This is a genomic window from Lysobacter korlensis (assembly GCF_042434515.1).
The window spans coordinates 1,087,563-1,110,824 of sequence record NZ_JBHLTG010000001.1; the positions used below are offsets into that span (position 1 = coordinate 1,087,563).

Annotated in this window: 23 protein-coding genes; 11 read left to right on the forward strand and 12 right to left on the reverse strand. The window is 68.5% G+C overall.

Going from position 1 to position 23,262, the window contains the following annotated elements; all coding sequences use genetic code 11:
- Positions 1–54: 54 nt before the first annotated feature.
- Positions 55–1,239 carry a S8 family peptidase gene (locus ACFFGH_RS04830; protein ID WP_386665318.1) on the reverse strand — a complete coding sequence of 395 codons (1,185 nt, stop codon included), beginning with the start codon at positions 1,237–1,239 and terminating at the stop codon, positions 55–57.
- A gap of 396 nt (positions 1,240–1,635) precedes the next feature.
- Here ACFFGH_RS04830 and ACFFGH_RS04835 point away from each other — a divergent pair, with 396 nt between their 5' ends.
- The 9 genes from ACFFGH_RS04835 (at position 1,636) to ACFFGH_RS04875 (ending at position 8,912) form a co-directional block, all read left to right on the forward strand.
- Positions 1,636–2,646, forward strand: a complete 1,011-nt coding sequence (locus ACFFGH_RS04835) for an isoaspartyl peptidase/L-asparaginase family protein (RefSeq protein ID WP_386665321.1) — start codon at positions 1,636–1,638, stop codon at positions 2,644–2,646.
- A gap of 306 nt (positions 2,647–2,952) precedes the next feature.
- A complete protein-coding gene (locus tag ACFFGH_RS04840; protein WP_386665323.1) occupies positions 2,953–3,339 on the forward strand; it encodes a diacylglycerol kinase in 387 nt (128 codons plus the stop codon).
- Positions 3,340–3,401: 62 nt separating this feature from the next.
- Positions 3,402–4,136: a TerC family protein gene (locus tag ACFFGH_RS04845; protein WP_386665326.1), complete on the forward strand. Its 735-nt coding sequence runs from the start codon at positions 3,402–3,404 to the stop codon at positions 4,134–4,136.
- A gap of 138 nt (positions 4,137–4,274) precedes the next feature.
- Positions 4,275–4,943: a LemA family protein gene (locus ACFFGH_RS04850; protein WP_386665328.1), complete on the forward strand. Its 669-nt coding sequence runs from the start codon at positions 4,275–4,277 to the stop codon at positions 4,941–4,943.
- A gap of 185 nt (positions 4,944–5,128) precedes the next feature.
- Positions 5,129–6,070 carry a TPM domain-containing protein gene (locus ACFFGH_RS04855; protein WP_386665330.1) on the forward strand — a complete coding sequence of 314 codons (942 nt, stop codon included), beginning with the start codon at positions 5,129–5,131 and terminating at the stop codon, positions 6,068–6,070.
- Positions 6,071–6,073: 3 nt separating this feature from the next.
- Entirely contained in the window at positions 6,074–6,565 is a 492-nt protein-coding gene (locus tag ACFFGH_RS04860) for a TPM domain-containing protein (protein ID WP_386665331.1), read from the forward strand.
- Between the two features lie 145 nt (positions 6,566–6,710).
- Positions 6,711–7,589 (forward strand): prolipoprotein diacylglyceryl transferase, encoded by an 879-nt coding sequence (gene lgt / locus ACFFGH_RS04865; protein WP_386665333.1) that lies wholly within the window; start codon positions 6,711–6,713, stop codon positions 7,587–7,589.
- Between the two features lie 2 nt (positions 7,590–7,591).
- On the forward strand, positions 7,592–8,386 hold the full coding sequence (locus ACFFGH_RS04870) for a thymidylate synthase (RefSeq protein WP_386665335.1): 795 nt from the start codon (positions 7,592–7,594) through the stop codon (positions 8,384–8,386).
- A gap of 34 nt (positions 8,387–8,420) precedes the next feature.
- Positions 8,421–8,912 (forward strand): dihydrofolate reductase, encoded by a 492-nt coding sequence (locus ACFFGH_RS04875; RefSeq protein ID WP_386665338.1) that lies wholly within the window; start codon positions 8,421–8,423, stop codon positions 8,910–8,912.
- A 227-nt stretch (positions 8,913–9,139) separates the two neighbouring features.
- Here the strand turns inward: ACFFGH_RS04875 and ACFFGH_RS04880 are convergent, their stop codons facing one another.
- From ACFFGH_RS04880 to ACFFGH_RS04920, 9 genes are all read right to left on the reverse strand, one after another.
- Positions 9,140–10,093, reverse strand: coding sequence for a symmetrical bis(5'-nucleosyl)-tetraphosphatase (locus ACFFGH_RS04880; protein WP_386665341.1), 954 nt, complete (start codon positions 10,091–10,093; stop codon positions 9,140–9,142).
- Positions 10,094–10,102: 9 nt separating this feature from the next.
- The gene (gene apaG, locus ACFFGH_RS04885; RefSeq protein ID WP_386665343.1) at positions 10,103–10,486 is read right to left on the reverse strand and encodes a Co2+/Mg2+ efflux facilitator ApaG/CorD; all 384 of its coding nucleotides are present in this window, start codon (positions 10,484–10,486) and stop codon (positions 10,103–10,105) included.
- A gap of 145 nt (positions 10,487–10,631) precedes the next feature.
- Complete coding sequence (rsmA, locus tag ACFFGH_RS04890) at positions 10,632–11,444, reverse strand: 16S rRNA (adenine(1518)-N(6)/adenine(1519)-N(6))-dimethyltransferase RsmA (RefSeq protein WP_386665346.1); 813 nt, start codon at positions 11,442–11,444, stop codon at positions 10,632–10,634.
- Positions 11,445–11,491: 47 nt separating this feature from the next.
- Positions 11,492–12,487, reverse strand: coding sequence for a 4-hydroxythreonine-4-phosphate dehydrogenase PdxA (pdxA, locus tag ACFFGH_RS04895; protein ID WP_386665348.1), 996 nt, complete (start codon positions 12,485–12,487; stop codon positions 11,492–11,494).
- A complete protein-coding gene (locus tag ACFFGH_RS04900; RefSeq protein WP_386665350.1) occupies positions 12,488–13,849 on the reverse strand; it encodes a peptidylprolyl isomerase in 1,362 nt (453 codons plus the stop codon).
- Positions 13,846–16,329, reverse strand: a complete 2,484-nt coding sequence (lptD, locus tag ACFFGH_RS04905; protein WP_386665353.1) for an LPS assembly protein LptD — start codon at positions 16,327–16,329, stop codon at positions 13,846–13,848. Before lptD ends, ACFFGH_RS04900 begins: the two co-directional genes overlap by 4 nt.
- A 159-nt stretch (positions 16,330–16,488) precedes the next feature.
- Positions 16,489–17,403 carry a histone deacetylase family protein gene (locus tag ACFFGH_RS04910; RefSeq protein ID WP_386665356.1) on the reverse strand — a complete coding sequence of 305 codons (915 nt, stop codon included), beginning with the start codon at positions 17,401–17,403 and terminating at the stop codon, positions 16,489–16,491.
- Between the two features lies 1 nt (position 17,404).
- Positions 17,405–17,959 carry a cob(I)yrinic acid a,c-diamide adenosyltransferase gene (locus tag ACFFGH_RS04915; protein ID WP_386665358.1) on the reverse strand — a complete coding sequence of 185 codons (555 nt, stop codon included), beginning with the start codon at positions 17,957–17,959 and terminating at the stop codon, positions 17,405–17,407.
- Entirely contained in the window at positions 17,959–18,543 is a 585-nt protein-coding gene (locus tag ACFFGH_RS04920) for a hypothetical protein (protein WP_386665361.1), read from the reverse strand. The genes ACFFGH_RS04915 and ACFFGH_RS04920 overlap by 1 nt, the downstream gene beginning before the upstream one ends.
- Before the next feature lie 88 nt (positions 18,544–18,631).
- Here ACFFGH_RS04920 and ubiH point away from each other — a divergent pair, with 88 nt between their 5' ends.
- Together ubiH and ACFFGH_RS04930 are read left to right on the forward strand one after the other, a co-directional pair.
- Positions 18,632–19,870: a 2-octaprenyl-6-methoxyphenyl hydroxylase gene (gene ubiH / locus ACFFGH_RS04925; RefSeq protein WP_386665363.1), complete on the forward strand. Its 1,239-nt coding sequence runs from the start codon at positions 18,632–18,634 to the stop codon at positions 19,868–19,870.
- Positions 19,867–21,066, forward strand: a complete 1,200-nt coding sequence (locus tag ACFFGH_RS04930) for an FAD-dependent oxidoreductase (protein WP_386665365.1) — start codon at positions 19,867–19,869, stop codon at positions 21,064–21,066. Before ubiH ends, ACFFGH_RS04930 begins: the two co-directional genes overlap by 4 nt.
- 61 nt (positions 21,067–21,127) lie before the next feature.
- Here ACFFGH_RS04930 and ACFFGH_RS04935 read toward each other — a convergent pair whose 3' ends face one another.
- Positions 21,128–22,075, reverse strand: a complete 948-nt coding sequence (locus ACFFGH_RS04935; protein ID WP_386665368.1) for an EF-hand domain-containing protein — start codon at positions 22,073–22,075, stop codon at positions 21,128–21,130.
- A 94-nt stretch (positions 22,076–22,169) separates the two neighbouring features.
- Complete coding sequence (rlmM, locus tag ACFFGH_RS04940; RefSeq protein ID WP_386665370.1) at positions 22,170–23,246, reverse strand: 23S rRNA (cytidine(2498)-2'-O)-methyltransferase RlmM; 1,077 nt, start codon at positions 23,244–23,246, stop codon at positions 22,170–22,172.
- Positions 23,247–23,262 lie beyond the last annotated feature (16 nt).

The window sequence follows — 23,262 nt, forward strand, 5'->3', positions numbered from 1 at the left end:
CCGAGGGCCGCCTTCGCATGCGTCATCCGTGGCGCTTACCGCGTTCGCATCAGATCAGCGCGTGTAGAGGAGGCGATTCGGCGAGTACGAACCGATCGAGTACAGGCGGCCGGTCGTCGAGTTGTTGGTCAGCCAACCCTTCACCGACGACGGCGAGGCCGACGGATAACGCTGCAGGTACAGCGCGGCGGCGCCCGCCACGTGCGGCGATGCCATCGAGGTGCCGCTGATCGTGTTCGTCGCCGTGTTGCTGGTGTGCCAGGCCGACTTGATCGAGGTGCCCGGCGCGAAGATGTCCAGGCAGCTGCCGTAGTTCGAGAACGACGAGCGGTAGTCGTTCGACTGCGTCGAGCCGACCGTGTACACGCCTGCGGCGCGCGCTGGCGAGAAGTTGCAGGCGTTCTGGTTGTCGTTACCCGCGGCAACGACGACGGTGACGCCGGCGTTGTTGAGGTTGTTCACCGCGGTGTCGACGGCTGACGAGGCGCCGCCACCGAGGCTCATGTTCGCCACGGCCGGCTTGACGTGGTTGTAACGAACCCAGTCGATGCCGGCGATGACGCCGGAGTTTGAGCCCGAGCCGTTGCAATCCAGCACCCGGATCGGCACCAGGCGGACCGACTTCGCCACGCCCCAGGTTGCGCCGCCGACAGTGCCTGCCACGTGCGTGCCATGGCCGTTGCAGTCACGCGTGCCGCGGCCGTCGTTGATCGCCGTGTAGCCGCCGCTGACGCGGCCGCCGAAGTCCTGATGGCTGGCCAGGATGCCGGTGTCCACAATGTAGGCGCGCACGTTGTAGCCGGTGTAGTTGTAGACGTAGCTTCCGTTGAGCGGGCGATCGCGCTGGTCGGAGCGATCAAGGCCCCACGTTGCGCCGCTCTGGGTCGCGCTGGTGGTGACCACCGCATCTTCCTCGATGAACGCCACGCGCGGGTCCTTCAGCATGCGCGCAATCACGTGCTCCGGTGCCTTGATGGAGAAGCCCTGAAGTGCGTGTCCGTAGACGCGCTCGACGTTGCCGCCGTGGCGCGAGGCCAGGTCGACTGCGGCGTTTTCGGCGGCGACGGCTAGGCCCGGGGCACGCTCGAGGCCCGGCGGGGTCTGCAGACGGTCAGGGTCGAGCACAACGATGTACTGACCTTCGATGCGGTTCCGTTCCGCACGAACGAGATCGGCTGCGGCGGCAGCCGAAGAGCCCAGGGCCAGGGTGACGGCCAACGCGAGGACGCGCTTGGTCATTGTGAACACTCCATTGAATGGTTGACGAGGAAGGTCTGCCCGGTTGCCGGGCTGTACTTGCCACGCCGACCAACCCCGGCGACGCGCCGGCTGCGTGGCGGACCGAGAGTTCGATGCGTGTCGAAAACCTGTCAACCACGCAAGTGCATGTGGTAACGGCTCTTCACGAAGCTAAACAGGGCGTGCAGGCGCGCATGCAATCGATAACGTGTTGGTACAGAACTGTTTCAGTTCTGAGATGCACGTCGCGAGATCATCAAAAACATACCTCGACCGTGAAGGAGTTAAGCCGCGTTTATGTTGCGTTGCACAGCGCGGATGCGCGGATCGAGCCTCCCGTAGGCGCCCGCCGCGCCGCGCTATCCTCTGGTACCGAACTGCGGAGCCCGACCGTCCATGCGATTTCCAGTCCTGATCGTCACCATGCTTGCCGCCATGTCCGCTACCGCTGCAGAACCCAAGACCGCGCTCGTGATCCACGGCGGTGCCGGCTTCGTCCCGAAGGACGCGCTGTCCGAAGAGGATCGGCGCGACGTGCATGCCACGCTTAATCGCGCGCTGGACGCCGGCAACCGCATCCTGCAGGACGGTGGTACGTCGCTGGATGCGGTCGAGGCGGCGGTGCTCGTGCTCGAGGAATCGCCGCGTTTCAACGCCGGCAAGGGCGCGGTGTTCAACGCCAAGGGCGGGCACGAACTCGATGCGTCGATCATGGAAGGACACACCCGACGCGCCGGGGCGGTGGCTGGCGTAACCACGGTGCGCAGCCCGATCCGCCTCGCGCGTGCGGTGATGGAGCACAGTCCGCACGTGATGCTCGCCGGTGATGGCGCCGAAGCGTTCGCCGATACCCGGCCCGAGCTCGAGCGCGTGCCGAATACGTGGTTCGACACCGACCATCGCAAGCGCGCGCTCGAGAAGGCGCAGCGCGAGGAGGCCAGCAAATCCGGCGCTAGGCCGCTCGAGGACGACGCGCCGAAGTATTTCGGTACGGTCGGCGCGGTTGCACTCGACAAGCACGGCCACATTGCGGCCGCGACCAGCACCGGTGGTATGACCAACAAGAAGTGGGGCCGCGTCGGCGACGCGCCGATCATCGGCGCCGGCACCTGGGCCGACGACCGCTGCGGCGTGTCCGGCACCGGCTGGGGCGAGTTCTACATCCGCAGCGCTGTTGCACACGACATCTGCGCACGAGTCGCCTACCGCGGCGATTCGTTGCAGGCCGCGGCCGAGGAAGTCGTCAATAAGATCGTCCCGGCCATGGGCGGCGATGGCGGCGCGATTGCACTCGACCGCGACGGCAACATCGCGATGCCGTTCAACAGCGGCAGCATGTTCCGCGGCTGGATCCGCCCCGACGGCACCCGCGGCACGGGAATCCATGAGGATGAGCCGGCGCGCTGACGCGGCACTGCCGCGTGCGCCGGCGAATGCCCGAGCCACCGGCTCGGGCCGGACTGAGTAGGCGCGTTTGCGAGGCACTGCCGGGCGCGCCTACGAACGCCCGGGCCCCTCGCCCCGGCCGCCCCGAGTAGCCCCACCGGGCCCACCGGGCCCACCACCGCAAAGCGACCACCCGCACGGCTGTGGCAGAATTCACGGCCCTGGCGGGACCGCCGCGACCGAATTTCCGAATGTCGACCGTCGACTCCTACCGTCTGCGCCGCGGCGCGCAGCGTCCGTCGCACGGCCGCGGTTCGAGGCACGCGCATGGCTGACGAGACCGGAAATCTGCCGCGCCGACCCGGACGGATCCTCAAGGCGACCCAGTGGTCGCTGCAGGGACTTTCAGCGGCCTGGACGCACGAATCGTCGTTCCGGCTCGAGGTCTACCTGTTCGTGGTGCTGGCGCCGCTGGGCTGGTGGCTGGCCGAGACGCCGGTCGAGATCGTGCTGCTCGTCGGCTCGATGCTGCTTGTGCTGGCCTGCGAGCTTCTGAATTCGTCGATCGAGGCGGTCATCGAGCGCTACGGCGCGGAGTTCCACGAGCTGGCCGGCCGCGCCAAAGACATGGGATCGGCCGCGGTGTTCGTGCTGATGCTCAATGTGCTGTTGACCTGGGGCGCGATCGTCGGTTCACGCCTGCTGTCCCCGTAGCGCGTCACGATTGCGCCCGTACCGATCCATAACCGCCCGTTTCCAAGACGTCAGGACGTACCGTGAACGAAATTTTTCTGGATCCGCAGACCTGGATCACCCTGATCACGCTGAGCTCGATCGAGATCGTGCTCGGCATCGACAACCTGGTCTTCATCTCCATCGCCGTCAGCAAACTGCCGTACGAGCAACGCGAACGCGCGCGCAAGTTCGGCATCGCGGTTGCGTGTATCACACGCATCCTGCTGCTGCTGACGCTGGCCTGGCTGGCCGGCCTGACGAGCGACCTGTTCCGCCTGTTCGGACAGGGCATCTCGGTGCGCGACCTGGTGCTGATCCTCGGCGGCCTGTTCCTGATCGTGAAGGGCGCGGCCGAGATCAAGGACATGATCGCCGGCGAGCCGGAATCCGAGGACGTCCACACGCGCCCGGCCGCATCGTTCATGGCGGTGATCTCGCAGATCGCGGTGATCGACATCGTGTTCTCGCTGGACTCGGTGATCGCCGCGGTCGGCATGGCCGATCAGACCATCATCATGGTCATCGCGATCCTTGCCGCAGTCGCCGTGATGCTGCTCGCCTCGAAGCCGCTGGGCGAATTCATCGATCGCAACCCGACCGTGAAGATGCTGGCGCTCGCCTTCATCGTCCTGGTCGGTGCGTACCTGCTGGCCGATGGCTTCGAACACCACGTGCCTAAGGCCTACATCTACGGTGCAATGGGCTTCTCGGCGCTGGTCGAGGTGTTGAACCTCGCTGCGAAGCGCCGCATGCGCCAACACGTCCTGCCGGAGTAACGGCGGGTCGATCCGCAACGCGAAAAGCCGGCCTTCGGGCCGGCTTTTTCGTTGGGCTTCTCACGCTGCGTTTATTGGTGCTGGGGTGTAGTCGCGCGGCAGGCACGCTTGGGCCTGCGCCGTCTACGAGGAGTGACCATGCGTGCGCGCTTGAACATCGTCTGGATCATGCTGCTGGCCCTGCTGCTCAGCGGCTGCGGTTACAACGAGATCCAGCAGAAGGACGAAGCGGTGAACGCGGCCTGGTCGCAGGTGCTCAACGTCTACAAGCGTCGCGCCGACCTGGTGCCCAATCTGGTGGCGACGGTGCGCGGCTACGCCTCGCACGAGCAGCAGGTGCTGACCGACGTGACCGAAGCGCGTGCGCGCGTTGGCGGCATCAACGTCAATGCTGACGATCCGGCTTCGCTGGCGCAGTTCCAGCAGGCGCAGGGGCAGTTGCAGAGCGCGATCGGCCGGCTGCTGGTCGTCAGCGAGAACTACCCGCAGCTCAAGGCCGACCAGCAGTTCCTCCAGCTGCAGGCACAGCTCGAAGGCACCGAGAACCGGATTACAGTCGAACGCCAGCGCTACATCGAGCGCGTGCAGGACTACAACACCTACATCCGCCAGTTCCCGACCAACCTCACGGCGAAGATGTTCGACTACGACACGCGGCCGAACTTCGCGGTCGAGAACGAAGCGCAGATCCGGGAAGCGCCGCGCGTGGACTTTGGCACGCCGCCGGTCGCACCGACCCCGGCGCCGCCGGCAACCGGCGCGCCGCAGCCGGCGCCGCAGCCGCTGCCCCCGCCGTCGGGCGGCTGAGCGCGCTTCGGGTGACCGAAGTGATCCGGCACGCAAGCTTCGGCCTGCCGTTTGAAACACGGCCTCAACGGGCATTGGAGGCCGTGCACGCGCAGGCTGGCACCGCGGATGCGCCAGCGTTTGGCGCGACCGCGTCGGCGACCTTACGGGTGGCGGCATTACGCGGCCGCCGGCGCGCAGCCGCAATGCGCGACCGCCACATCGCCGGAGTGTTTCCGGTCTGGCTGCTGTCGATGCTGGTCATGCTCGCCGCCCTGTTCTCCGTCCCTGCGGTCGCCCAGACACTCGCGCCGATCCCGCGGCTCGATTCGCCGGTGGTCGACACGACCGGAACGCTGGACGCGCAGACGCGTGCACGCCTCGAAGCGCAGGCGCGCGCGCTGCGCGAGCGCAAAGGCAGCCAGCTGCAGGTGCTGATGGTGCCGACCACGCAGCCGGAGGACATCGCCCAGTACGCGGTCCGTGCGTTCGACCAGTGGAAGCTCGGGCGCGGCGAGGTGGACGACGGTGTGCTGCTCGTCGTGGCGAAGAACGACCGCCGGGTGCGGATCGAGGTCGGGTACGGCCTCGAGGGAGCGATCCCCGACGCGACCGCCGCGCGCGTGATCCAGGAGTACGCCGTCCCGCGCTTCCGCGCCGGCGACTACGCAGGAGGCATTTCGGACGCGACCGCCGTGCTCGCACGCATCATCGAAGGCGAGCCGCTTCCTCCGCCGATGGCCTCGCACCGCGCCCCGGCCGCGCGGGCACCTCAGGGCGGCGGCAGTAATTGGCTGTTCGCATTGTTCGCCGCGTTCATCGTCGCGCAGGTGGCGCGCGGAATATTCGGAAGCGCGCCACGATCGCTGCGCGGCCTGGCCGGCGCCGGCGCCGCGGGCGCGGTCGCCTGGCTGCTGTCGTCGATGCTCCTCGTAGGCGGCATCGGCGCGCTGCTCGGCATGTTTCTCGGCCTCGCCGGCCGCCCCGCGGGTCGCTATGCGCGGCCGCATGCCTGGGGCGGGTTTGGTGGATTCGGCGGTGGCGGGTTTGGAGGCGGCGGCTTCGGTGGCGGTGGGTTCGGCGGCGGAGGCGGCTGGTCTGGTGGCGGCGGCATGAGCGGAGGCGGTGGCGCCTCGGGGAGTTGGTAGCCGATGGCGGCACGTGTGCTCAGGCATCTGTTCGCGCCTTCGGTGCGGCGCCGCTTTCCGGAGCAGGCGCTGCAGCGCATCACCGCTGCGATCGAGGCGGGCGAACGCCGCCACACCGGCGAGGTCTGCTTCGCGGTCGAGGCCGCGTTGCCGGTGCGCGATGTCTTTGCCGGCGTCGGCGCACGCGACCGCGCGCAGGACGTGTTCGCACAGCTGAGGGTCTGGGATACGCAGGCCGACAATGGCGTGCTGCTGTACCTGCTGCTGGCCGACCATGCGATCGAGATCGTTGCCGATCGAGGGTTCGCGGATTGCGTCACCGCCGAGGAGTGGCAAGCCGTGTGTCGCAGCATCGAAGCCGGGCTGCGTGGCGGCGAGTTCGAGCGCGCGGTCATTGACGGCGTCACCCGACTGACCGACATCGTGGCGCGGTGCTTCCCGCGTGGCGACGCACCCGACCGCAACGAGCTGCCGGATCGTCCCGTAGTGCTGTGAGAGGTGCATCGCGAGCAGTGACTGTCGCGCGCCGCCGCTCGCGTCAGGTCGACAGCGGACGCCCTCGGGCACAACAATAGCGACCGCCGCTTCGGGCCCTGATGGCCGTTTGCGTGCTTTCCCACCCAGTTGGAATCCCAAACGCATGACCGTCCTGCACCAGATCGACCCGATCGCCCTGCAACTCGGGCCGGTCAGCATCCACTGGTACGGGATCATGTACCTGCTCGGCTTCGGCCTGGCCTGGTGGCTCGGGCTGCGGCGCGTGCGCGCCGGTCGTCTGCCAGGGGTGAACGAGCAGGCCTACGGCGACCTTCTGTTCTACGGAATGCTCGGCGTCGTGCTCGGCGGGCGCCTGGGCTACGTGCTGTTCTACGGCTTTGCCGATCTGGCCGATGACCCGATGATGCTGCTGCGCATCTGGGAAGGCGGCATGAGCTTCCACGGCGGCCTGCTCGGCGTACTCGCCGCCTGCCTGTGGTGGGCGCGCCGCCACGGACTGCACTTTTTCGACGTGATGGATTTCGTCGCGCCGCTGGTGCCGCCGGGTCTCGGGTTCGGACGCCTCGGCAATTACATCGGCGGCGAGTTGTGGGGCAAGTTCACTGGCGCCGGCTGGGGCGTGATCTTTCCGCGCAGCGAGCTTGGGCCGCATGACGGGGCGTCGATCGAGCGCCTGCGCGAGCTGCATGCCACCGGCGCGCTCGATGCGTTCGCGCGCCATCCCTCGCAGCTGTATCAGGCGCTGCTCGAGGGCCTGGTCATGTTTGCAATCCTGTGGTGGTACTCGAGCACGCCGAAGCCGCGCTATGCGGTGTCGGGGATGTTCGCGCTGCTGTACGGCTGTTTCCGCTTCATCGTGGAGTTCGTGCGCGAACCCGACGCACATCTGGGGTACCTCGCGTTCGGCTGGTTGACGATGGGCCAGCTGCTGAGCCTGCCGCTGATCGCCGTCGGCCTGTTCCTGCTGGCGCTGTCGCGCCGCGCGCCGATCGTGGCGGCAACCCCGGCTTCCCGGAGCTGACGATGCGCCAGTACCTCGATCTGCTGCGTCACGTGCTCGAGCACGGCTCGGACAAGTCCGATCGCACCGGCACCGGCACGCGCAGTGTGTTCGGCTGGCAGATGCGCTTCGACCTGCGCGAAGGGTTTCCGCTGGTCACCACGAAGAAGCTGCACCTGCGCTCGATCGTGCACGAGCTGCTGTGGTTCCTGAAAGGCGAGACGAACATCGCCTACCTCAAGGACAACAAGGTCAGCATCTGGGACGAGTGGGCCGACGAGGCCGGCGAGCTCGGCCCGGTCTACGGCAAGCAGTGGCGGCGCTGGGCTGGCGCCGACGGCATCGAAATCGACCAGATCCGCTGGGTCGTGGACGAGATCCGCCGCAACCCGGATTCGCGCCGCCTGATCGTCAGCGCGTGGAACGTGGCCGAGCTGCCGCAGATGGCGCTGATGCCGTGCCATACGCTGTTCCAGTTCTACGTCGCGAACGGGCGCCTGAGTTGCCAGCTGTACCAGCGCAGCGGCGACATCTTTCTCGGCGTGCCATTCAACATCGCCAGCTACGCGCTGCTCACGCATCTGGTCGCGCAGGTCTGCGACCTCGAGGTCGGCGACTTCGTACACACGCTCGGCGATGCGCACCTGTATTCGAACCACTTCGAGCAGGCGCGCGAACAGCTCTCGCGGGAGCCTCGCCCGCTTCCACGGCTGAAGCTCAATCCAGGCGTGCGCGACATCTTCGATTTCACCTACGACGACATCGCGATCGAAGGCTACGACCCGCTGCCGGCGATCAAGGCGCCGGTCGCGGTTTGATGCTGCGGGCGCGGTCCAACCCGGAACTCCGGCATTGATCATCAGCCTGATCGCGGCGATCGACCGCAACTACGCCATCGGCCGCGATAACGACCTGCCGTGGCGTCTGCCGGACGACCTCAAGCGCTTCAAGGCACTGACGCTGGGCAGGCCGATGCTGATGGGCCGCAAGACCGCCGAGTCGCTCGGCCGGGCCCTGCCGGGGCGCGAAAATCTCGTGCTGACGCGGACGGGCAGGGTGCCGTTCGAGGGCATGACTCCGGTCTCCAGCCTCGACGAAGCGTTCGATGTCGCCCGCCGGCGGCAGGCCGGCGAGCTGTGCGTGATCGGCGGGGGCGAGGTGTTTTCGCTGTGCCTGCCGCATGCCACGCACCTGCGGATGACGTATGTGGACACATGCGTCGAGAACGCCGACGCGTACTTTCCGCGCTTCGACGTGTCGCAGTGGAGGGAGACCTCGCGCGAGTTCCACGCGGCCGACGCGAAGCACGCGTTCTCCTTCGAGTTCGTCGATTACGAGCGCTGATCGCGCGGCTGGATGTGCGGCGAGCACCTTCCAAGTGTGAGGCGGTTGCGATTGCGCAGCGTTGAGGAAACGCAGCCGGCTGAGACCGGGCACTTGTATGGGTCAACGCGATGCGTTGTGGCGATCGGGCGGGCGAAAGGGCCACGGAGCGGGTCGCGCTGACTCGTCGCCCCGGGTGCAAATCGCTGTTGCAAATCGGCAGCGTCAGACGCTGCTGCGGTTGGCACTCAGCGCTGCGGCGCGCCGTTGTTGCCGTTGCCGTTGCCGTTGTCCGCACGCCGCGGAGGGCGATCAGCGGGTCGCGGTTGGCGGCCTTGTGGATGCGAAGGCCGCGGCGGGCGCGCCTTAGGCGGCTGGGCCGGTACGTCGCGGCCGGGCACCTGCACGACGCGCAGTTCGTCGGTGTCGAGCTGCAGTGCGGTGAGCTTGCCGCCCCAGACCGCGCCGGTATCGATCGCATGCACGCCGTGGCCGATGAAAAGGCCCAACGCCGACCAGTGGCCGCAGACGATTTTCAGATCGCGCTCGGCGCGCCCCGGCACCTCGTACCACGGGTAGAGCCCGGCCGGCTGGGTGCCGGGCACGCCCTTGTCCTCGAACGCGATGCGCCCGCGCGGTGAGCAGTACCGCATGCGGGTGAAGACGTTGATGATCGCGCGCTGGCGGTCGATGCCGGCCAGGCGCGGGTTCCACGCAGGCCCATCGCCGTACATGTTCTTCAGCAGCCGGCCGTACTGCTCACCCTGCAGGCGCTCCTCGACCTCGCGCGCGTGGCGCTCGGCCAGCTGCGTCGTCCACTTCGGCGCAAGACCCGCGTGCACCATCATCCAGCCGATCTTGCGATCCACGTGCGCGAGCTTCTGCATGCGCAGCCAGCCCAGCAGCTCCTTGCGGTCGTCGGCCAGCACGACGCGCTGCAGATCGGGATTGACCTTACGCTGCTCGTCCTCGCGCCGCTCGCCAATCGCAAGCAACGACAGGTCGTGGTTGCCGAGCACGACAACCGAGCTTTCGCGCAGCGAGTACACCAGGCGCAGCGTTTCCAGCGACTGTCCACCGCGGTTGACGAGGTCGCCGCAGAACCACAGCCGGTCCGAGGCCGGATCGAAGCGCAGCCGTTCGAGCAGTCGCTGCGTCGCGTCGTAGCAACCCTGGAGGTCGCCGATTGCCCAGATCGCCATCGACGGCCCTCAGTGCAGCGTGCGCGGCACGGTCAACGCGAACACCGGCACCGGCGCTTCGAATTCGGTGCCGTCTTCGGCAAGCATCACGTAGCTGCCCTGCATCAGGCCCAGGTCGGTCTCGAGGATCGCGCCGGAGGTGTAGCGGAAGTGCTCGCCGGGCTGCAGCCATGGCTGCTTGCCCACCACGCCTTCGCCCGTCACTTCCTGCACCTTGCCGTTCGCATCGGTGATGATCCAGTGGCGTGCGACGAGCTGCGCGGGCACCTTGCCGGTGTTGTGGATGTCGATCGTGTACGCGAACACGTAGCGGCGCCGTTCGGGCTCCGATTGCTGGTCGAGGTAGCGCGTGGCGACATCGACATCGACACGATAGAGGCTGCGGTGTTCCATGCCGTCAGTTTACGGCGTGAACGTGTCGCAGGCGTGCAGGAGATGCAATCGATGTGATGCCGGCGTCTTCGCACTGATCCCGCATAGCGGGCCGCGGCCGATGCGCACTGCACTCGGCCCCAGCTTTAAGCGGATGCTCCGCGTGCTACTCGCTGGCCGCGGCACCGGTCAGCGAGTTCGCAAGCCGGATGAAGTCGGCAACCGGCAGCTGTTCGGCGCGCGCATCGGGCCGGATGCCCGCCGCTTCGATTGCAGCGGAATCGCACTGACGCGAAAGCGCGTTGCGCAGCGTTTTGCGGCGTTGGCCGAACGCGTCGCGCACGACGTGCGCGAACAGCGTGGCGTCGTCGATGCCGATGTCCTGCGGCGCACGCGGTACCAGGCGCACGACCGCCGAGTCGACTTTCGGCGGCGGCCGGAACGCCCCCGGCGGCACGTCGAACAGCGGCGTCACCGTGCAGTACGCCTGCAGCATCACGCTGAGGCGGCCATAGACCTTGCTGCCGGGGTCGGCGGCCATGCGGTCAACGACTTCCTTCTGCAGCATGAAGACCATGTCGCGCACCACGGCGGCGTGGTCGAGCACGTGGAACAGGATCGGCGAGGAGAGGTTGTAGGGCAGGTTGCCGACCAGCCGCAGCGCAGGGCCGTCGCCGGCAAGCTCGGTGAAGTCCACCGACAGCACGTCGCGATGGATCACGTGCAACTCGCCACGTGGCTTCGCCTGCTCGGTCAATGGCGCGATCAGGTCGCGGTCGAACTCGATCACGGTCATCGCACCGTGCCGTTCCAGCAGCGGGAACGTGATCGCGCCCTGGCCTGGGCCGATCTCGACGAGTCGATCACCGGGCTTGGGGTCCACCGCACGGACGATGCCGTCGATGATCCCGCGTTCGTGCAGGAAGTGCTGGCCGAGGTGCTTCTTCGGCGGCTCGCTGAAAGAGGATGCGCGGGTCATGCCGCATTATCGGCGACGCTTACCGCAGTGTCGCGTCGGGTTTGTCGCTATGCGTGGATGGCAGGCCCGCGTGCCCGCCGCGCGCGTGCCATGCGGGCGCAGGTGCGCGCCGCGGCGAACAGGCTGGACGGATCGGCGACGCCGCGGCCGGCCAGGTCGAGCGCGGTGCCGTGGTCGACCGCCACGCGCGGGTAGGGCAGGCCGAGAGTGAGGTTCACCGCCTGCTCGAAGCCGCTGTACTTGAGCACCGGCAGGCCCTGGTCGTGGTACATCGCGACCACCGCGTCGAAGCCATGCAGCTTCGCAGGCAAAAACGCGGTGTCGGCCGGCAGCGGGCCGATGAGATCGAAGCCGTGGGCGCGCAGCCGCTCGAGCGCCGGTTCGATGACATCGATTTCCTCGCGCCCAAGATGCCCGGCTTCACCCGCGTGCGGATTGAGCCCGAGCACGGCGATGCGAGGCCGGGCGATGTCGAAGTCCCGCTGCAGCGCGGCCGCGGTTATGCATAGGCACTGCGTCACCGTGTCCTCGGTGATCGCATCCGGCACTTCGCGTAGTGGCAGGTGCGTGGTGACCAGCGCCACGCGGACGATATCGTTCGCGAGCATCATCACCACGTCGCAGCCGGCATGGCGGGCGAGCAGTTCGGTGGTGCCCGAATAGGCGATGCCGCCTTCGTTGATCGCGGCCTTGTGCACCGGGCCGGTGATCAGCCCGTCGAAGTCGCCCTGCATGCAGCCGGTCGCGGCGCGCTGCAGTGCGTCGATGACGGCACCTGCATTGGCAGGCTCGGGGGTGCCGAACGCCGGGTGTATCGCGTTCGCGGTTTCAGTCAGTGCGAGTTCGCCAGCGCGGGTGCTGGCCTGATCCGGGTCGACCAGCCGCAGCGGCATGCCGATCGCGTCGGCCGCGGCTCTGAGCGTGTCGGCATCGCCGAACGCGACCAGCGCGTGGTCGCGCGGCTCGTGGGCCAGGCGCACGCACAGCTCCGGGCCCACGCCGGCCGGTTCGCCCGGCACCAGCGCGAGCCGGAGCAGGTCCACTCAGCCGCCGCTGGCCGGCGTTTCCGCCGGGGCTTCGGTATTGCCGGTCCGGACGTCGATGTACGCCTCGCCGCGCAGTTCACGCAGGAAGCGGTTCCACTCGTCCTCGAGCTTGCGGCGGCCGATCGTCTCGCCGACCTGGGCGCGACGGTTCTGAGCGCCGACATCGGCTTCACGGCTGCCGAGGCGCTGCACGATGTGCCAGCCGGCCTGGGTGCGGAACGGCTTCGACACCTGCTGGTCGGACAGCGCCTTCACCGGGGCCGCGAAGTCCGGCCCGAACTGGTCGGGAGCGAACCAGCCCAGGTCGCCGCCGCGGCCCTGCGTGCTCGGGTCCTCGGAGTGCTCACGCGCCAGCTCGGCGAAATCGGCACCGCCGGCAACGCGCGCGGCAAGCGTGTCGATCTTCGCCTTGGCCTGCTCGTTCGTGGTGTCTTCGTCGACGCGCACCAGGATGTGGCGGGCCTGCACCTGGGTCGCGGTCTGCGGAGCGGCCTGCGAGGCATCGCGGGTCTCGACCAGCTGCAGCAGCTGGAAGCCGCTCGGCCCGCGCAGCGGCGCACTGACCTGGCCCACTTTCATGTCGCGGATCAGCTCGCCGAACGCATTAGGAATTTCATCGAGGTTGCGCCAACCGAGGTCGCCGCCTTCAAGTGCGTTCGGGCTGTCGGAATAGCGTACGGCCGCGGCTGCGAAGTCCATCTCGCCACGGTCGATCAGGCCCTTCACGCCGGCGACTTTCTTCTGCGCGGTCGCAATCTGCTCGGGCGTGGCGCCCTCGGGCAGGGCGACCAGGATGTGGGCAAGGCGGTACTGCGTGCCGGCGTTCGCTTCGGAAGCGAGCGCGGCATCGATCTCGGCTTCACTGACCGAGACGCGGCTCTGCGCGAAACGCTGGCGCAGGCGCTGGGTCAGCAGTTCCTCGCGGACCGAATTGCGGAATTCCGCGAACGCGATACCGTCGCGCGCGAGCTGCTCACGCAGCTGGTCGACGCTGATTCGGTTCTGCGCCGCAATCGCGCCGATCGCCTGATCGAGCTCCTGGTCGGTGATGCGCACTCCGGTTTCCTGCGCGCGGGCCACCTGCAGCTTCAGCAGCACCAGACGCTCGAGCACCTGCCGTTCAAGCACGTCACGCGGCGGCAGCTGGTTTTCGCGTCCCTGGTACTGCGCGGCGATGTTGGCAACAGCGCGGTCGAGCTCGCTGCGCAGCACCACGTCCTCGTTGACCACCGCGACGATCCGGTCGATCGGCTGCAGCTGCTGGGCGAATGCGGTTGGGGCCAGCAGCGGTTGCCCGGCCAGCACGGCCGTGGCCAGCGCGTACGCGAGCAGCGTCTTCTTCGCGAAAAGTGTCTTCATAGGGTCGGATCGGGAGAGGGGGCGGCCGTGCCGTCGACACCCGGGCTGCGAATCACCGAGGACGGCGGGACGAGGTAGAGGTCGTCGCGGTCGTAGCCGAGAATAGCACGGCGTAAAACGCGCTCGGTCTTCTGCCCGGCCGAGCCCAAACCCTTCAGTTCAACTTCCAGCTGGAGGGAGTTGTTCAGGTCGCCGCTACGGTTGCGCAGGTAGCGCCGTCCGAGCAGGCGCACCGCGAGGCAGCAGCTTTCCCACTGCACGCCGGCGATCGTTTCCAGCTCCTTGCGTTTGTCGAGCGAGTAGTAATAGCGCCCGACCAGGCTCCAGTTCGCGTTGACCGGGTACAGGAACGAGAAGTCGACCTGTTCAATCAGGTCGCGCCGGTAGCGGTAGCCGAGGTTGACGATGCCCTCGTCGCCGATCAGGTAGCGCGCACGCAGCGCGGCCAGGTCCTCGCGACGGAACTTAGGGTCCCACTGGTAGGCAGCGTTGATGGTCCAGCGGTCGCTCGGCGACACGCTGACGTCGGCGATCCACGCGGACTTGCCGCGCTCGACTGCAATGGGCTGGCCCGTTTCCAGCGTGACCCGGCTGTCGTCGAAGTACTGGATCTGGCCGAAGCTCGCGGCGAGCCGCTCGCGGCCGTCGTCCTCGCTGATCAGCCGGGTCGTAACCGCGAGCGTCAGCTGGTTCGCGTCGGTCTGGCGGTCTGGCCCGGTGTAGCGGTTGTCGCGGAACAACTGACCCCAGCTGAACGTCATCGGCGCCGTGTCGAACAGCGGCAGGTCGTCCTGGTTTTCGTACGGCACGCGCAGGTAGTACATGCGCGGCTCGAGCGTATGCAGGTAGCGGTCACCACGGATTACGGTGTCGCGATCGAAGTACAGGCCGGCATCGACGGATCCGATCGGCAGCGTGCGCGAGGGTGACTCGTTGTAGAACTGGGCGATCTGTTCTTCGGTCAGGTCTGTAGGCGCAACGCGGTAGAAGTCGGCCGCCCGCACGACGGCGATGCTGCGCGCGCGCCCCGCGTCGAGCTCGTATCCAGTATAGCGCCAAGCCAGCTTTGGCCGTACGAACCATGCGGCGCCCTCGAGCGACATCGCTGCATAAGGCTTGAGGTCCACGCGGCTGCCGGCGTCGAACACCTCATGTTCGAACCGCACCGCCTCGCCGTCGAGGCCGACCTCCACGAGGCCGCCGAAGAACGGCTCAGCCCAGTGACCATAGGCGCGGGGCAGGCGGTCAAACGGCAGGCTTGTCTCGCCGAGCGTGTAGTCGGACAGCTGGTAGTGGTCGGCGGTGATGCTCGCTTCCCAGTTGCGACCGCGGCCGTAGACGCCGATGTCGCTGCGCAGGTTGTAGGTCGACACGCCGTACAGACTGTTGCTGAAGTCCTCGAGGTAATGCGTGTCGCTGACCCAGCCGAGGTTCGCGGTCGCGTACCACTTCGAGCCGATCGTGTGCAGCGCATTCAGCGCGAACTGGCCGCGGTTTTCGTCCGGTGGGCTCGGGTCACGGATCGGAATGCCGCTCGTGTCGTAAACCAGATTTCCGTTCGGGTCGCGGAGCAGGTAACGGTCCGGATCATTCTCGGGCAGCTGATCGCTCGGCATGAACGTGCCCGACACCGTGCCCTGGCCCTGCGGATAGAGCCAGCGGAACTCGCCGCCCAGCAATGCGCCGCGCTTGCTCATGAGGCGCGGGTACAGCGTCGCGTCGTAGTTCGGCGCCAGATTGAAGTAGATCGGCTGGCGCCAGTCCAGGCCGTTTCGCCCTGACATCGAGATCGACGGGTACAGCAGGCCGGTGCGGCGGCGGTCGTCGATCGGGAACATGAACCACGGCACGTAGAGGACCGGCACGTTGCCGATGCGCAGCTTCGCGCCACGGGCGATGCCCATGCCCTCGGCGGTGTTGATGTCGATGCGGTCGGCCTCGAGCTCCCAGACGCGTTGCGCGGGATCGCAGGTCGAGTACGTCGATCCGATCAGCGCGCCGCGGTCACCCTTCAGCACGATGCTGTCCGCGCCGCCGCTGCCGCGACGCTCGGTCAGCTGGTAGCGAAGCTCCGAGATACGGTGCGTGTCCGCTTCCTGGTTGCCTTCGGCGCGGTCGGCAATGATGCGCATGCCCGAGTCCTGGTACCGCACGCTGCCTTCGGCGACGTACTCACCGGTGTCGCTGTTGTAGGTCAGCTTGTCGGTGCCGAGGAACTGGTCGCCGCGCTGCAGGCGGACATTGCCCTGCACCAGCGTGTTCTGGTCTTCCTGGCCCTGGAGCTCGTCGCCTTCGATGTCGGTCGGCTGCTCGGTGCGCAGGGCCGGGTCGCTGGCGGGCGACCGGGCGTCATCGAACGCCGGCACCGCGTCGCGGATCGGGCACAGGGCCCAGTTTTCGGGTTCATCCTCCGCTGCGAACGCGGGCAGTGCCAGCGCTATGCACAACGACAACGGCAGCAGGCGGAAGGTAGGGCGCACGCGGACATCCGTCGGACCGATAGGGCGGCTAGCTTGCCGCATCGCTTCCACCCCGGCAACGCGAGCGCAGCGGGTGATGCGGCTACCTCGGCATGACGCAGCCCCGCGGCCGGACGGGCCGTCCGGACAGCCGGGCATGGAGCGGGTGCGGCGCCAGGCTCAGCGGCCGCGCAGGGCGTCCACGTGGGCGACGCTGCATTCACGCAGGGCGTCGAGGTCGTAACCGCCTTCGAGCATCGAGACGATGCGCCCGCCGCAGTGGCGTTCCGCAATCGCGACGAGTTCGCGGGTCAGCCAGCGGTAGTCCTCACCTTCGAGTTCGAGCTGCGCGAGCGGGTCCAGCCGGTGCGCGTCGAAGCCCGCGGAGATCATCAGCAGCTGCGGTTGGAAGCCGTCGAGCGCCGGCAGCAGGTCACGCTGCCACACCTCGCGGAAGCCCGCGCTGCTGGTGCCAGGCGGCAGCGGCGCATTGATGATGTTGCCGGCGCCGCGTTCGTGCTCGTAGCCGGTGTCCGGATACAGCGGCAGCTGGTGCGAGCTGATGAACAGCACGCGCGGGTCGTTCTCGAAGATTGCCTGCGTGCCGTTGCCGTGGTGCACGTCGAAGTCGCAGATCGCGACGCGCTCCAGCCCGTGATGCTCGATCGCATGCAGCGCGGCAACCGCGATGCTGTTGAACAGGCAAAAACCCATGACTTCGCGGCCGGTCGCATGGTGTCCCGGCGGGCGCACCGCGCAGAACGCGCGCAGCGTCTCGCCGCCGAGCACTGCATCGACTGCGATGATGCCGGCGCCGGCCGCACGCAGCGCGGCCTCGGCCGAGCCGGGCCCCAGCCAGGTGTCCGGGTCGAGCTGGACCGTGTGCTCGGCCGGCGTGTCGAGCACGAGCGCGATCAGCGCGTCGTCATGCGCGCGCTGCAGCTGTGAGCGATCGGCGACCGGCGCATCCAGCCATTCGAGATCACCGTGTGCAGCGCGCAACGCCTCGGTCACCGCGCGCAGGCGGTCGGGGCGTTCGGCGTGGGTCGGGCCCGGTGCGTGGTTGATGCATGCAGCGTGCGTATAGATGCGCATGTCAGGCCTTGCGACGTTCGTGATTCCACAGGACCTCGCCATGCCCGCTCGCACGTGCGAGCACGCGGGCGAGCACGAACAGCAGGTCCGACAGGCGGTTGAGGTAGCGCACCGCTTCCGGGCGTACCGGCTCGAGCCGCGACAGTGCGACCGCTTCGCGTTCGCCGCGGCGTACGACCGTGCGCGCGATGTGGCAGCGTGCGGCCGCTTCGCCGCCGCCGGGCAGGATGAAATCCTTCAGCGCCGGCAGTGGCTCGTTGAAGGCATCGAGGTGCTGCTCGAGACGTTCGATATCGGCGTCGGTGATCGCCGCGTGGCCCGGGATGCACAGCTCGCCGCCGAGATCGAACAGCTGGTGCTGGACGGCGGTCAGCAACGTGCGGACCTCGTCAGGGACCTCGCTTGCCAGCACCAGCCCGATCGCCGAATTCGCTTCGTCGACGGTGCCATAGGCGGCAACCCGCGCCGAGTCCTTCGCGACACGGCTGCCGTCGCCGAGGCCGGTCGTGCCGTCGTCACCGGTGCGTGTGTAGATCTTCGAAAGACGATTGCCCATCAGGACGCCTGGAGGTTTGCGCCGCCGCGCAGGCGCGAAGCCTGCACCGAGACGACATGGAGGCCGGCCGCGACCGCGGTGAACTTCGCGGCCGTCAACAGGTACGGGCCCAGCCAGTCGGTGTAGTTCTTCCACCAGCCGGTGAGCGTCGGCTCGGCGACGGTGCCCGAGATCCAGTAGAAGCTGCCCTGGCTGACCAGCTGGCAGGCGACGACCGAGACCACGAGGCTGCCGGCCAGCAGGCGGAGTGAACGCAGGTCGACGTTGACTTCGCGCCGGCGCAGCCACAGCCCACCCGCCCACATCGCGAAGTAGGCCGGAATCAGGCACCAGTACGCGGGCGAGACGCAGTAGTGCGACCAGAAATCGATGCCGCTGCGGCTGATCACCACGTAGTCGACGACGACGGCGAGCGCCATCAGCAGTGGGAATGCCCACCGAGTCCAGGTCGACAGATAGAAGCCGCCGATGAAAAACACCGCCCATGAGGCGTCTGGCAACGCTCCGAAATGGGCACCGCGGGTGGCCACCATCGTCGCGGCAAGCAGGGTCAGGATCAGGGTTCGCTCGGCGATCGGGCTCACTCGGTACTCCGGAACGGCGCTGCGGCACAGTGCGCTGGCGGCCGGGCATTCTAACGGACTGCCCGTGGCGAGGCCGTATCATGCCCGGATGGAATCAGGCAACGCGGCAGTGCACGACATCCTCATCATCGGAGGCGGGCTGGTGGGTGCCAGCCTGGCGATCGCGCTGGAGGCCACGGGGCTCGACGTCGGCCTGGTCGAGGCGGCGGCTTCGGACGCGCTGCCGGCGGTGTTCGACGAGCGCAACCTCAGCCTTGCGGAGGCGACCGTCAACGCGCTCGGGGCGCTTGGCGTGCTGCGCCACCTTCGCGCGCCCGGTGGGTCGATCGAGCGCATCCACGTGAGCCGGCGCGGCGACTTCGGCCGCGTCGTGCTGCGCGCTTCGGACTACGGCAGGCGCGAGTTCGGCCGCGTCGTGGTCGCGCGTGATTTCGGCGGCGCCCTCGAGGCGCGTCTTGCGGAGCTTCCGCGGCTGCACCGGTATCGGCCGGCGCGGTTCGACGGCTTCGATGGGGAAAGCGGAGATGCCCGGGCGGCGCGACTGGTGCTGCCGGACGGCAGCCGCCGCGTCGTCCGCGCGCGCTTGATGGTCGCGGCCGACGGTAGCCACAGTGCGGCGCGTTCGGCGCTCGGCATCGATGTGGACACGCATCACTACGGGCAGACGCTGCTGATCGCGCGCCTGCGCGCGGCGCAGCCCCCGGACGGCACCGCCTACGAACGCTTCGGCACCGAGGGCCCGACTGCACTGCTTCCGCGCGGCGACCGGCATTTCGGGCTCGTGCATGCGGTTGCCCGCGAGCATGCCGACGAGGTGGCCGCGCTCGACGATGGTGCTTTCCTGTCGCGCGCCCAGGAGGCATTCGGCTGGCGGGTCGGGCGCTTCCTCGCCTGCGGGCCGCGTGGCCGCTATCCGGCGGTACGTTCGGTTGCACGCTCGCTCACCGCGCCGCGTGCGGTTCTGGTCGGCAACGCTGCACAGACCGTGCATCCGATCGGGGCGCAGGGGTTCAACCTCGGGCTGCGAGACGCATTGACGCTTGCAGAACTGATCGATGGCGAGCGGCGCTCGTCACCCGGACCGGACGTGGGAGCCGCAGGCCTGCTCGAGCGGTACGCGGCGCTGCGGGAAGAAGACCGCCGGCGCACGCTCGCGTTCAGCGATGGGCTGGTGCGGCTGACTGCGCGCGAAGAGGCGTGGCTGAGCCCGCTGCGCGGCCTGGGCCTGCTGGCGGCCGATCGACTTGGCTCGCTGCAGGGTGCGCTGGTCGGCGGCGCGATGGGGTATCGCGGGCATGTGCCGGCGCTGTGCAGGGGTGAACAATGAGCCGGCGCGACGTGTTCGATGCGGTGGTTATCGGGGCCGGCGTCGTCGGCACTGCGGCTGCGCTCGGCCTGGCGCGCGACGGGCTGCACGTCGCGCTGGTCGAGGCAAGCGAGCCGCCGCGGTGGCGCGTCGATGAGCCGGACCTGCGCGTCTACGCATTCGCGCCCGACAATGCCGCGCAGCTGGATGCCTTGGGCGTCTGGCGCGAAGTACAGGTCGGGCGCGTGCAGCCGTACCGGTCAATGCGCGTGTGGGACGCGGCCGGCGGTGCCGAGCTCGCGTTCCACGCCGATGCGTTCGGCCGCCGCGAGCTGGGGTGGATCGTCGAGCATTCGTTATTGGTCGATCGTCTCTGGCAGGCCGTGGCGACGGAGGGGATCGACCGCTACTGTCCTGACCGGGTCGTCGGCTTTTCGCAGGACGAGCAGGCCGCGTCGATCGAGCTCGAAAGCGGACTGCGTCTGCGGGCGCGGCTGGTCGTCGCGGCCGATGGCGCCGCGTCCCCGATGCGAACGCTGGCCGGCATCGCCGCCCCGCCGCATGCGTATGGCCAGTCCGGGCTGGTGGCGTACGTCGAGACCGAGCAGCCGCACGAGGCGACCTGCTGGCAACGTTTCCTGCCGGGCGGTCCGGTGGCCGTGCTGCCGTTCGTCGACCCGCCGGGCGCGGTGCGCAAAGGTCATCGCAGCTCGATCGTCTGGACGCTGCCTGACGGTGAATCCGCCCGCCTGCTCGAGGCCGGTGACGCGGAGTTCCTGGGCGCGTTCGAACAGGCGCTCGGTGGTCGTCTCGGCCGGGCCGTTACGGTGTCGCGCCGGGCTTCGTTTCCGCTCGCGCGACAGCTCGCCGAACGCCCCGTCGCCGGGCGGCTGGTGCTCGTCGGCGATGCCGCGCATGTTGTGCATCCGCTAGCCGGGCAGGGCGTCAACCTGGGGCTGCGCGACGTCGGCCGCCTGCGCGCGGCGCTTGCAGGAGGCCAGGTGCGTGAGCCGGCTTCGCTGGAGGCGCGGCTGTCGCGCTGGGGCCGCGAGTGCCGCAGCGAGAACGCGTTGGCCGCGTATTCGTTCGACGGCCTCAACCGCCTGTTTTCGAATGACGCGCTGGTGCCGACATTGCTGCGCGGCCCGCTGCTGGGCATCGCCGGCCGCCTGCCAATGCTGTCGCACGCGCTCTGGCGGCACGCGGCCGGGCTGTAAAGAAAAAGCCCCGCCGGAGCGGGGCTTTCTGTTCATCAGTGACCCATCGGTCCCGACGCGATCAGCGGCGGGTCGACATCCAGGCGTGCAGTTCGCCACGGTCCAGTGAGCCGTCGCGGTTCTTGTCGACGGTGTCGAACTGGTCGACGAGTTCGCGCACCGTGGTGACCTCATCGCGGCCGAGCTGGCCGCTGCGGTCCTTGTCGAGCCGGGTGAACTCGGCGTCGTGGTCGGCGGAGGCCGAGGTCGATGCCGCACCGTTGGCCGAGCCGGCGCTCGCTGCAGTGCTTCCGGTCGCGCCCGCATTCACCCCGGAGTGACCGGCTGCGCCGCCCTGCATGCCGGACTGGGCGTTCGCGGCGCGCTCGGCTGCGTTCTGCCCGGTGGCGCTGCCCTGCGACGCGCCCATCTGAGCGGCAGCGCCGGTGGTGCCAGCGGCCGAGTTCGCGCGGTTGGTCGACCAGCTGTCCTGCGAGCCCGACTGCTGCGTGTCGCCGGACGTGGTGGTCTGCTGCTGCTCGGCCGACGTGGCGGCCGTGGCCTGGGCCGTTGCACCGGCTGCAGCCGTTGCGCGGGTCGCGGCGGTATCGGCCACTGCGCCGGCTTCGCGCGCGGTCTGGCGAGCTGCACTCGCGTCTGGACGCGGCGCCGTGCCCGAGGCGGTGGAGGCTTCCTGGACGTTCTCAGCAGCTTCGGTGGCGACCGCTGCGGCAACCTGCGCGGTTTCAGCGGCATTCTCGGCCACGTTCGCCGTCACCGCGGCTTTGACCGCGCCGGCCGGGGTCGCCGCGCCGCTCTGGCGGATGGCCTCGGCGGCCACTGCGGCCGTCGTCGCCTTGGCCGCGTCCTTGCGCGCTTCTTCAGCGATCTGTTCCGCAGTCTGGGCGGACTTGGCGGACTTCGTCGACTTCTGGGCGGTGGTGTCGGTCGCGTTCTGCGCGAGAGCGGCGCCGCTCATCGCGATCGAAGCCGCAAGGGCGACGGTCAACACGCTCGGGGTGATCTTCATGCCTTGGACCTCTATGTGTGGAAAGGTCCGCGGACGCTAGGCCTGCTGTCGTCAATTTCGCGTAAAAAGCTGCAAACGCGCGCTGAACGTCCGGTTAGGCCTCGGGTGTGGCGAAGACGGTGATCTCCTCGCGGTCGTGGTAGAGCTGGCGCGCCCGGATAGTCATGGGGCGGCCGGCCTCGCGCTCGAACAGCTCAAGGCACAGCCGGGTCTCGTCCCAACGCTTCTTCATCGGCAACTTGAGGTTGAAGATCGTCTGCCGGCACCAGTCCTCGCGGATCCAGGTCGCCATGCGCTCGGCGACCCGGCGCGGCTGTTCGACCATGTCGCAGACCATCCAGTCCAGCCTGCGCTTGGGCTGCCATGAAAACCCGTCGGCGCGCAGGTGATCGACCCGGCCGCTGTCGAGCAGCGCCTGCTGCAGCGGCCCGTTGTCGACGGACGTGACCTTCATGCCATTGCGCATCAGCACCCATGTCCAGCCGCCGGGCGCCGCGCCGAGGTCGGCCGCCTGCATGTTGTCGCGCAGCAGCGCCTCGCGTTCGCCGTCGTCGAGCAAAGTCAGCAGGGCTTCTTCGAGTTTCAGCGCCGATCGGCTGGGCGCGCTCGGGTGCATGCGCAGGCGCGGGATGCCGAGCGGCCACTGGGAACTGTCGCTGGGGTGCGCGCTGGCCAGCATCGCGTGGTCACCGGCAAGGAACACAACATGCAGCCGCGGCCGCCCGCGATCGTCCTGCGCGGTCAGCCAGCCGGCCTTGCGCAGCGCCGGGCGCAAGGCATTGCCGAAGCTGCGGGCAAGCGCGGCGAGTGGCTTGGCGGCATCGGACTCGGGGTGCTCGACCCGCAACTCGCCGAACATCCTCGGCATGCCCGAGCTGTCGAGGGCGGCAAGGATCGGGGCGATCCGGTCCTGCGGGTCCAGGTCGCGCAGGTCCGCGAAACGCAGCAGCTTCTGCCGCGCGAAGATCAGTTGTGCGAAAGGCAGCGCGCGCGACAGGGCGCGCGCGTCGTCGGTCACGAACTCGACGTAGCCGCTGCCGCGTTCGGTCCGCGCGTAGCCCGCGTAGCCGCTGGTTGCGGCCCGCTCGCCGAGCTCGGCTGCGAGCTCGGGCTCGAAGCCCGCCCGGCAGTAGCAGACAAGTGCATCACCGCCGCTGCGGTCGTGATTCATTGTTGGATCCGGGACG

What these genes read in the sequence shown, in the direction of transcription:
- ACFFGH_RS04830 (WP_386665318.1), bottom strand. Translation starts at nt 1,239, where the DNA reads ATGACCAAGCGCGTCCTCGCGTTGGCCGTCACCCTGGCCCTGGGCTCT.
- ACFFGH_RS04835 (WP_386665321.1), top strand. Translation starts at nt 1,636, where the DNA reads ATGCGATTTCCAGTCCTGATCGTCACCATGCTTGCCGCCATGTCCGCT.
- ACFFGH_RS04840 (WP_386665323.1), top strand. Translation starts at nt 2,953, where the DNA reads ATGGCTGACGAGACCGGAAATCTGCCGCGCCGACCCGGACGGATCCTC.
- ACFFGH_RS04850 (WP_386665328.1), top strand. Translation starts at nt 4,275, where the DNA reads ATGCGTGCGCGCTTGAACATCGTCTGGATCATGCTGCTGGCCCTGCTG.
- ACFFGH_RS04855 (WP_386665330.1), top strand. Translation starts at nt 5,129, where the DNA reads ATGCGCGACCGCCACATCGCCGGAGTGTTTCCGGTCTGGCTGCTGTCG.
- ACFFGH_RS04860 (WP_386665331.1), top strand. Translation starts at nt 6,074, where the DNA reads ATGGCGGCACGTGTGCTCAGGCATCTGTTCGCGCCTTCGGTGCGGCGC.
- lgt (WP_386665333.1), top strand. Translation starts at nt 6,711, where the DNA reads ATGACCGTCCTGCACCAGATCGACCCGATCGCCCTGCAACTCGGGCCG.
- ACFFGH_RS04870 (WP_386665335.1), top strand. Translation starts at nt 7,592, where the DNA reads ATGCGCCAGTACCTCGATCTGCTGCGTCACGTGCTCGAGCACGGCTCG.
- ACFFGH_RS04880 (WP_386665341.1), bottom strand. Translation starts at nt 10,093, where the DNA reads ATGGCGATCTGGGCAATCGGCGACCTCCAGGGTTGCTACGACGCGACG.
- apaG (WP_386665343.1), bottom strand. Translation starts at nt 10,486, where the DNA reads ATGGAACACCGCAGCCTCTATCGTGTCGATGTCGATGTCGCCACGCGC.
- rsmA (WP_386665346.1), bottom strand. Translation starts at nt 11,444, where the DNA reads ATGACCCGCGCATCCTCTTTCAGCGAGCCGCCGAAGAAGCACCTCGGC.
- ACFFGH_RS04900 (WP_386665350.1), bottom strand. Translation starts at nt 13,849, where the DNA reads ATGAAGACACTTTTCGCGAAGAAGACGCTGCTCGCGTACGCGCTGGCC.
- ACFFGH_RS04910 (WP_386665356.1), bottom strand. Translation starts at nt 17,403, where the DNA reads ATGCGCATCTATACGCACGCTGCATGCATCAACCACGCACCGGGCCCG.
- ACFFGH_RS04915 (WP_386665358.1), bottom strand. Translation starts at nt 17,959, where the DNA reads ATGGGCAATCGTCTTTCGAAGATCTACACACGCACCGGTGACGACGGC.
- ubiH (WP_386665363.1), top strand. Translation starts at nt 18,632, where the DNA reads ATGGAATCAGGCAACGCGGCAGTGCACGACATCCTCATCATCGGAGGC.
- ACFFGH_RS04930 (WP_386665365.1), top strand. Translation starts at nt 19,867, where the DNA reads ATGAGCCGGCGCGACGTGTTCGATGCGGTGGTTATCGGGGCCGGCGTC.
- ACFFGH_RS04935 (WP_386665368.1), bottom strand. Translation starts at nt 22,075, where the DNA reads ATGAAGATCACCCCGAGCGTGTTGACCGTCGCCCTTGCGGCTTCGATC.
- rlmM (WP_386665370.1), bottom strand. Translation starts at nt 23,246, where the DNA reads ATGAATCACGACCGCAGCGGCGGTGATGCACTTGTCTGCTACTGCCGG.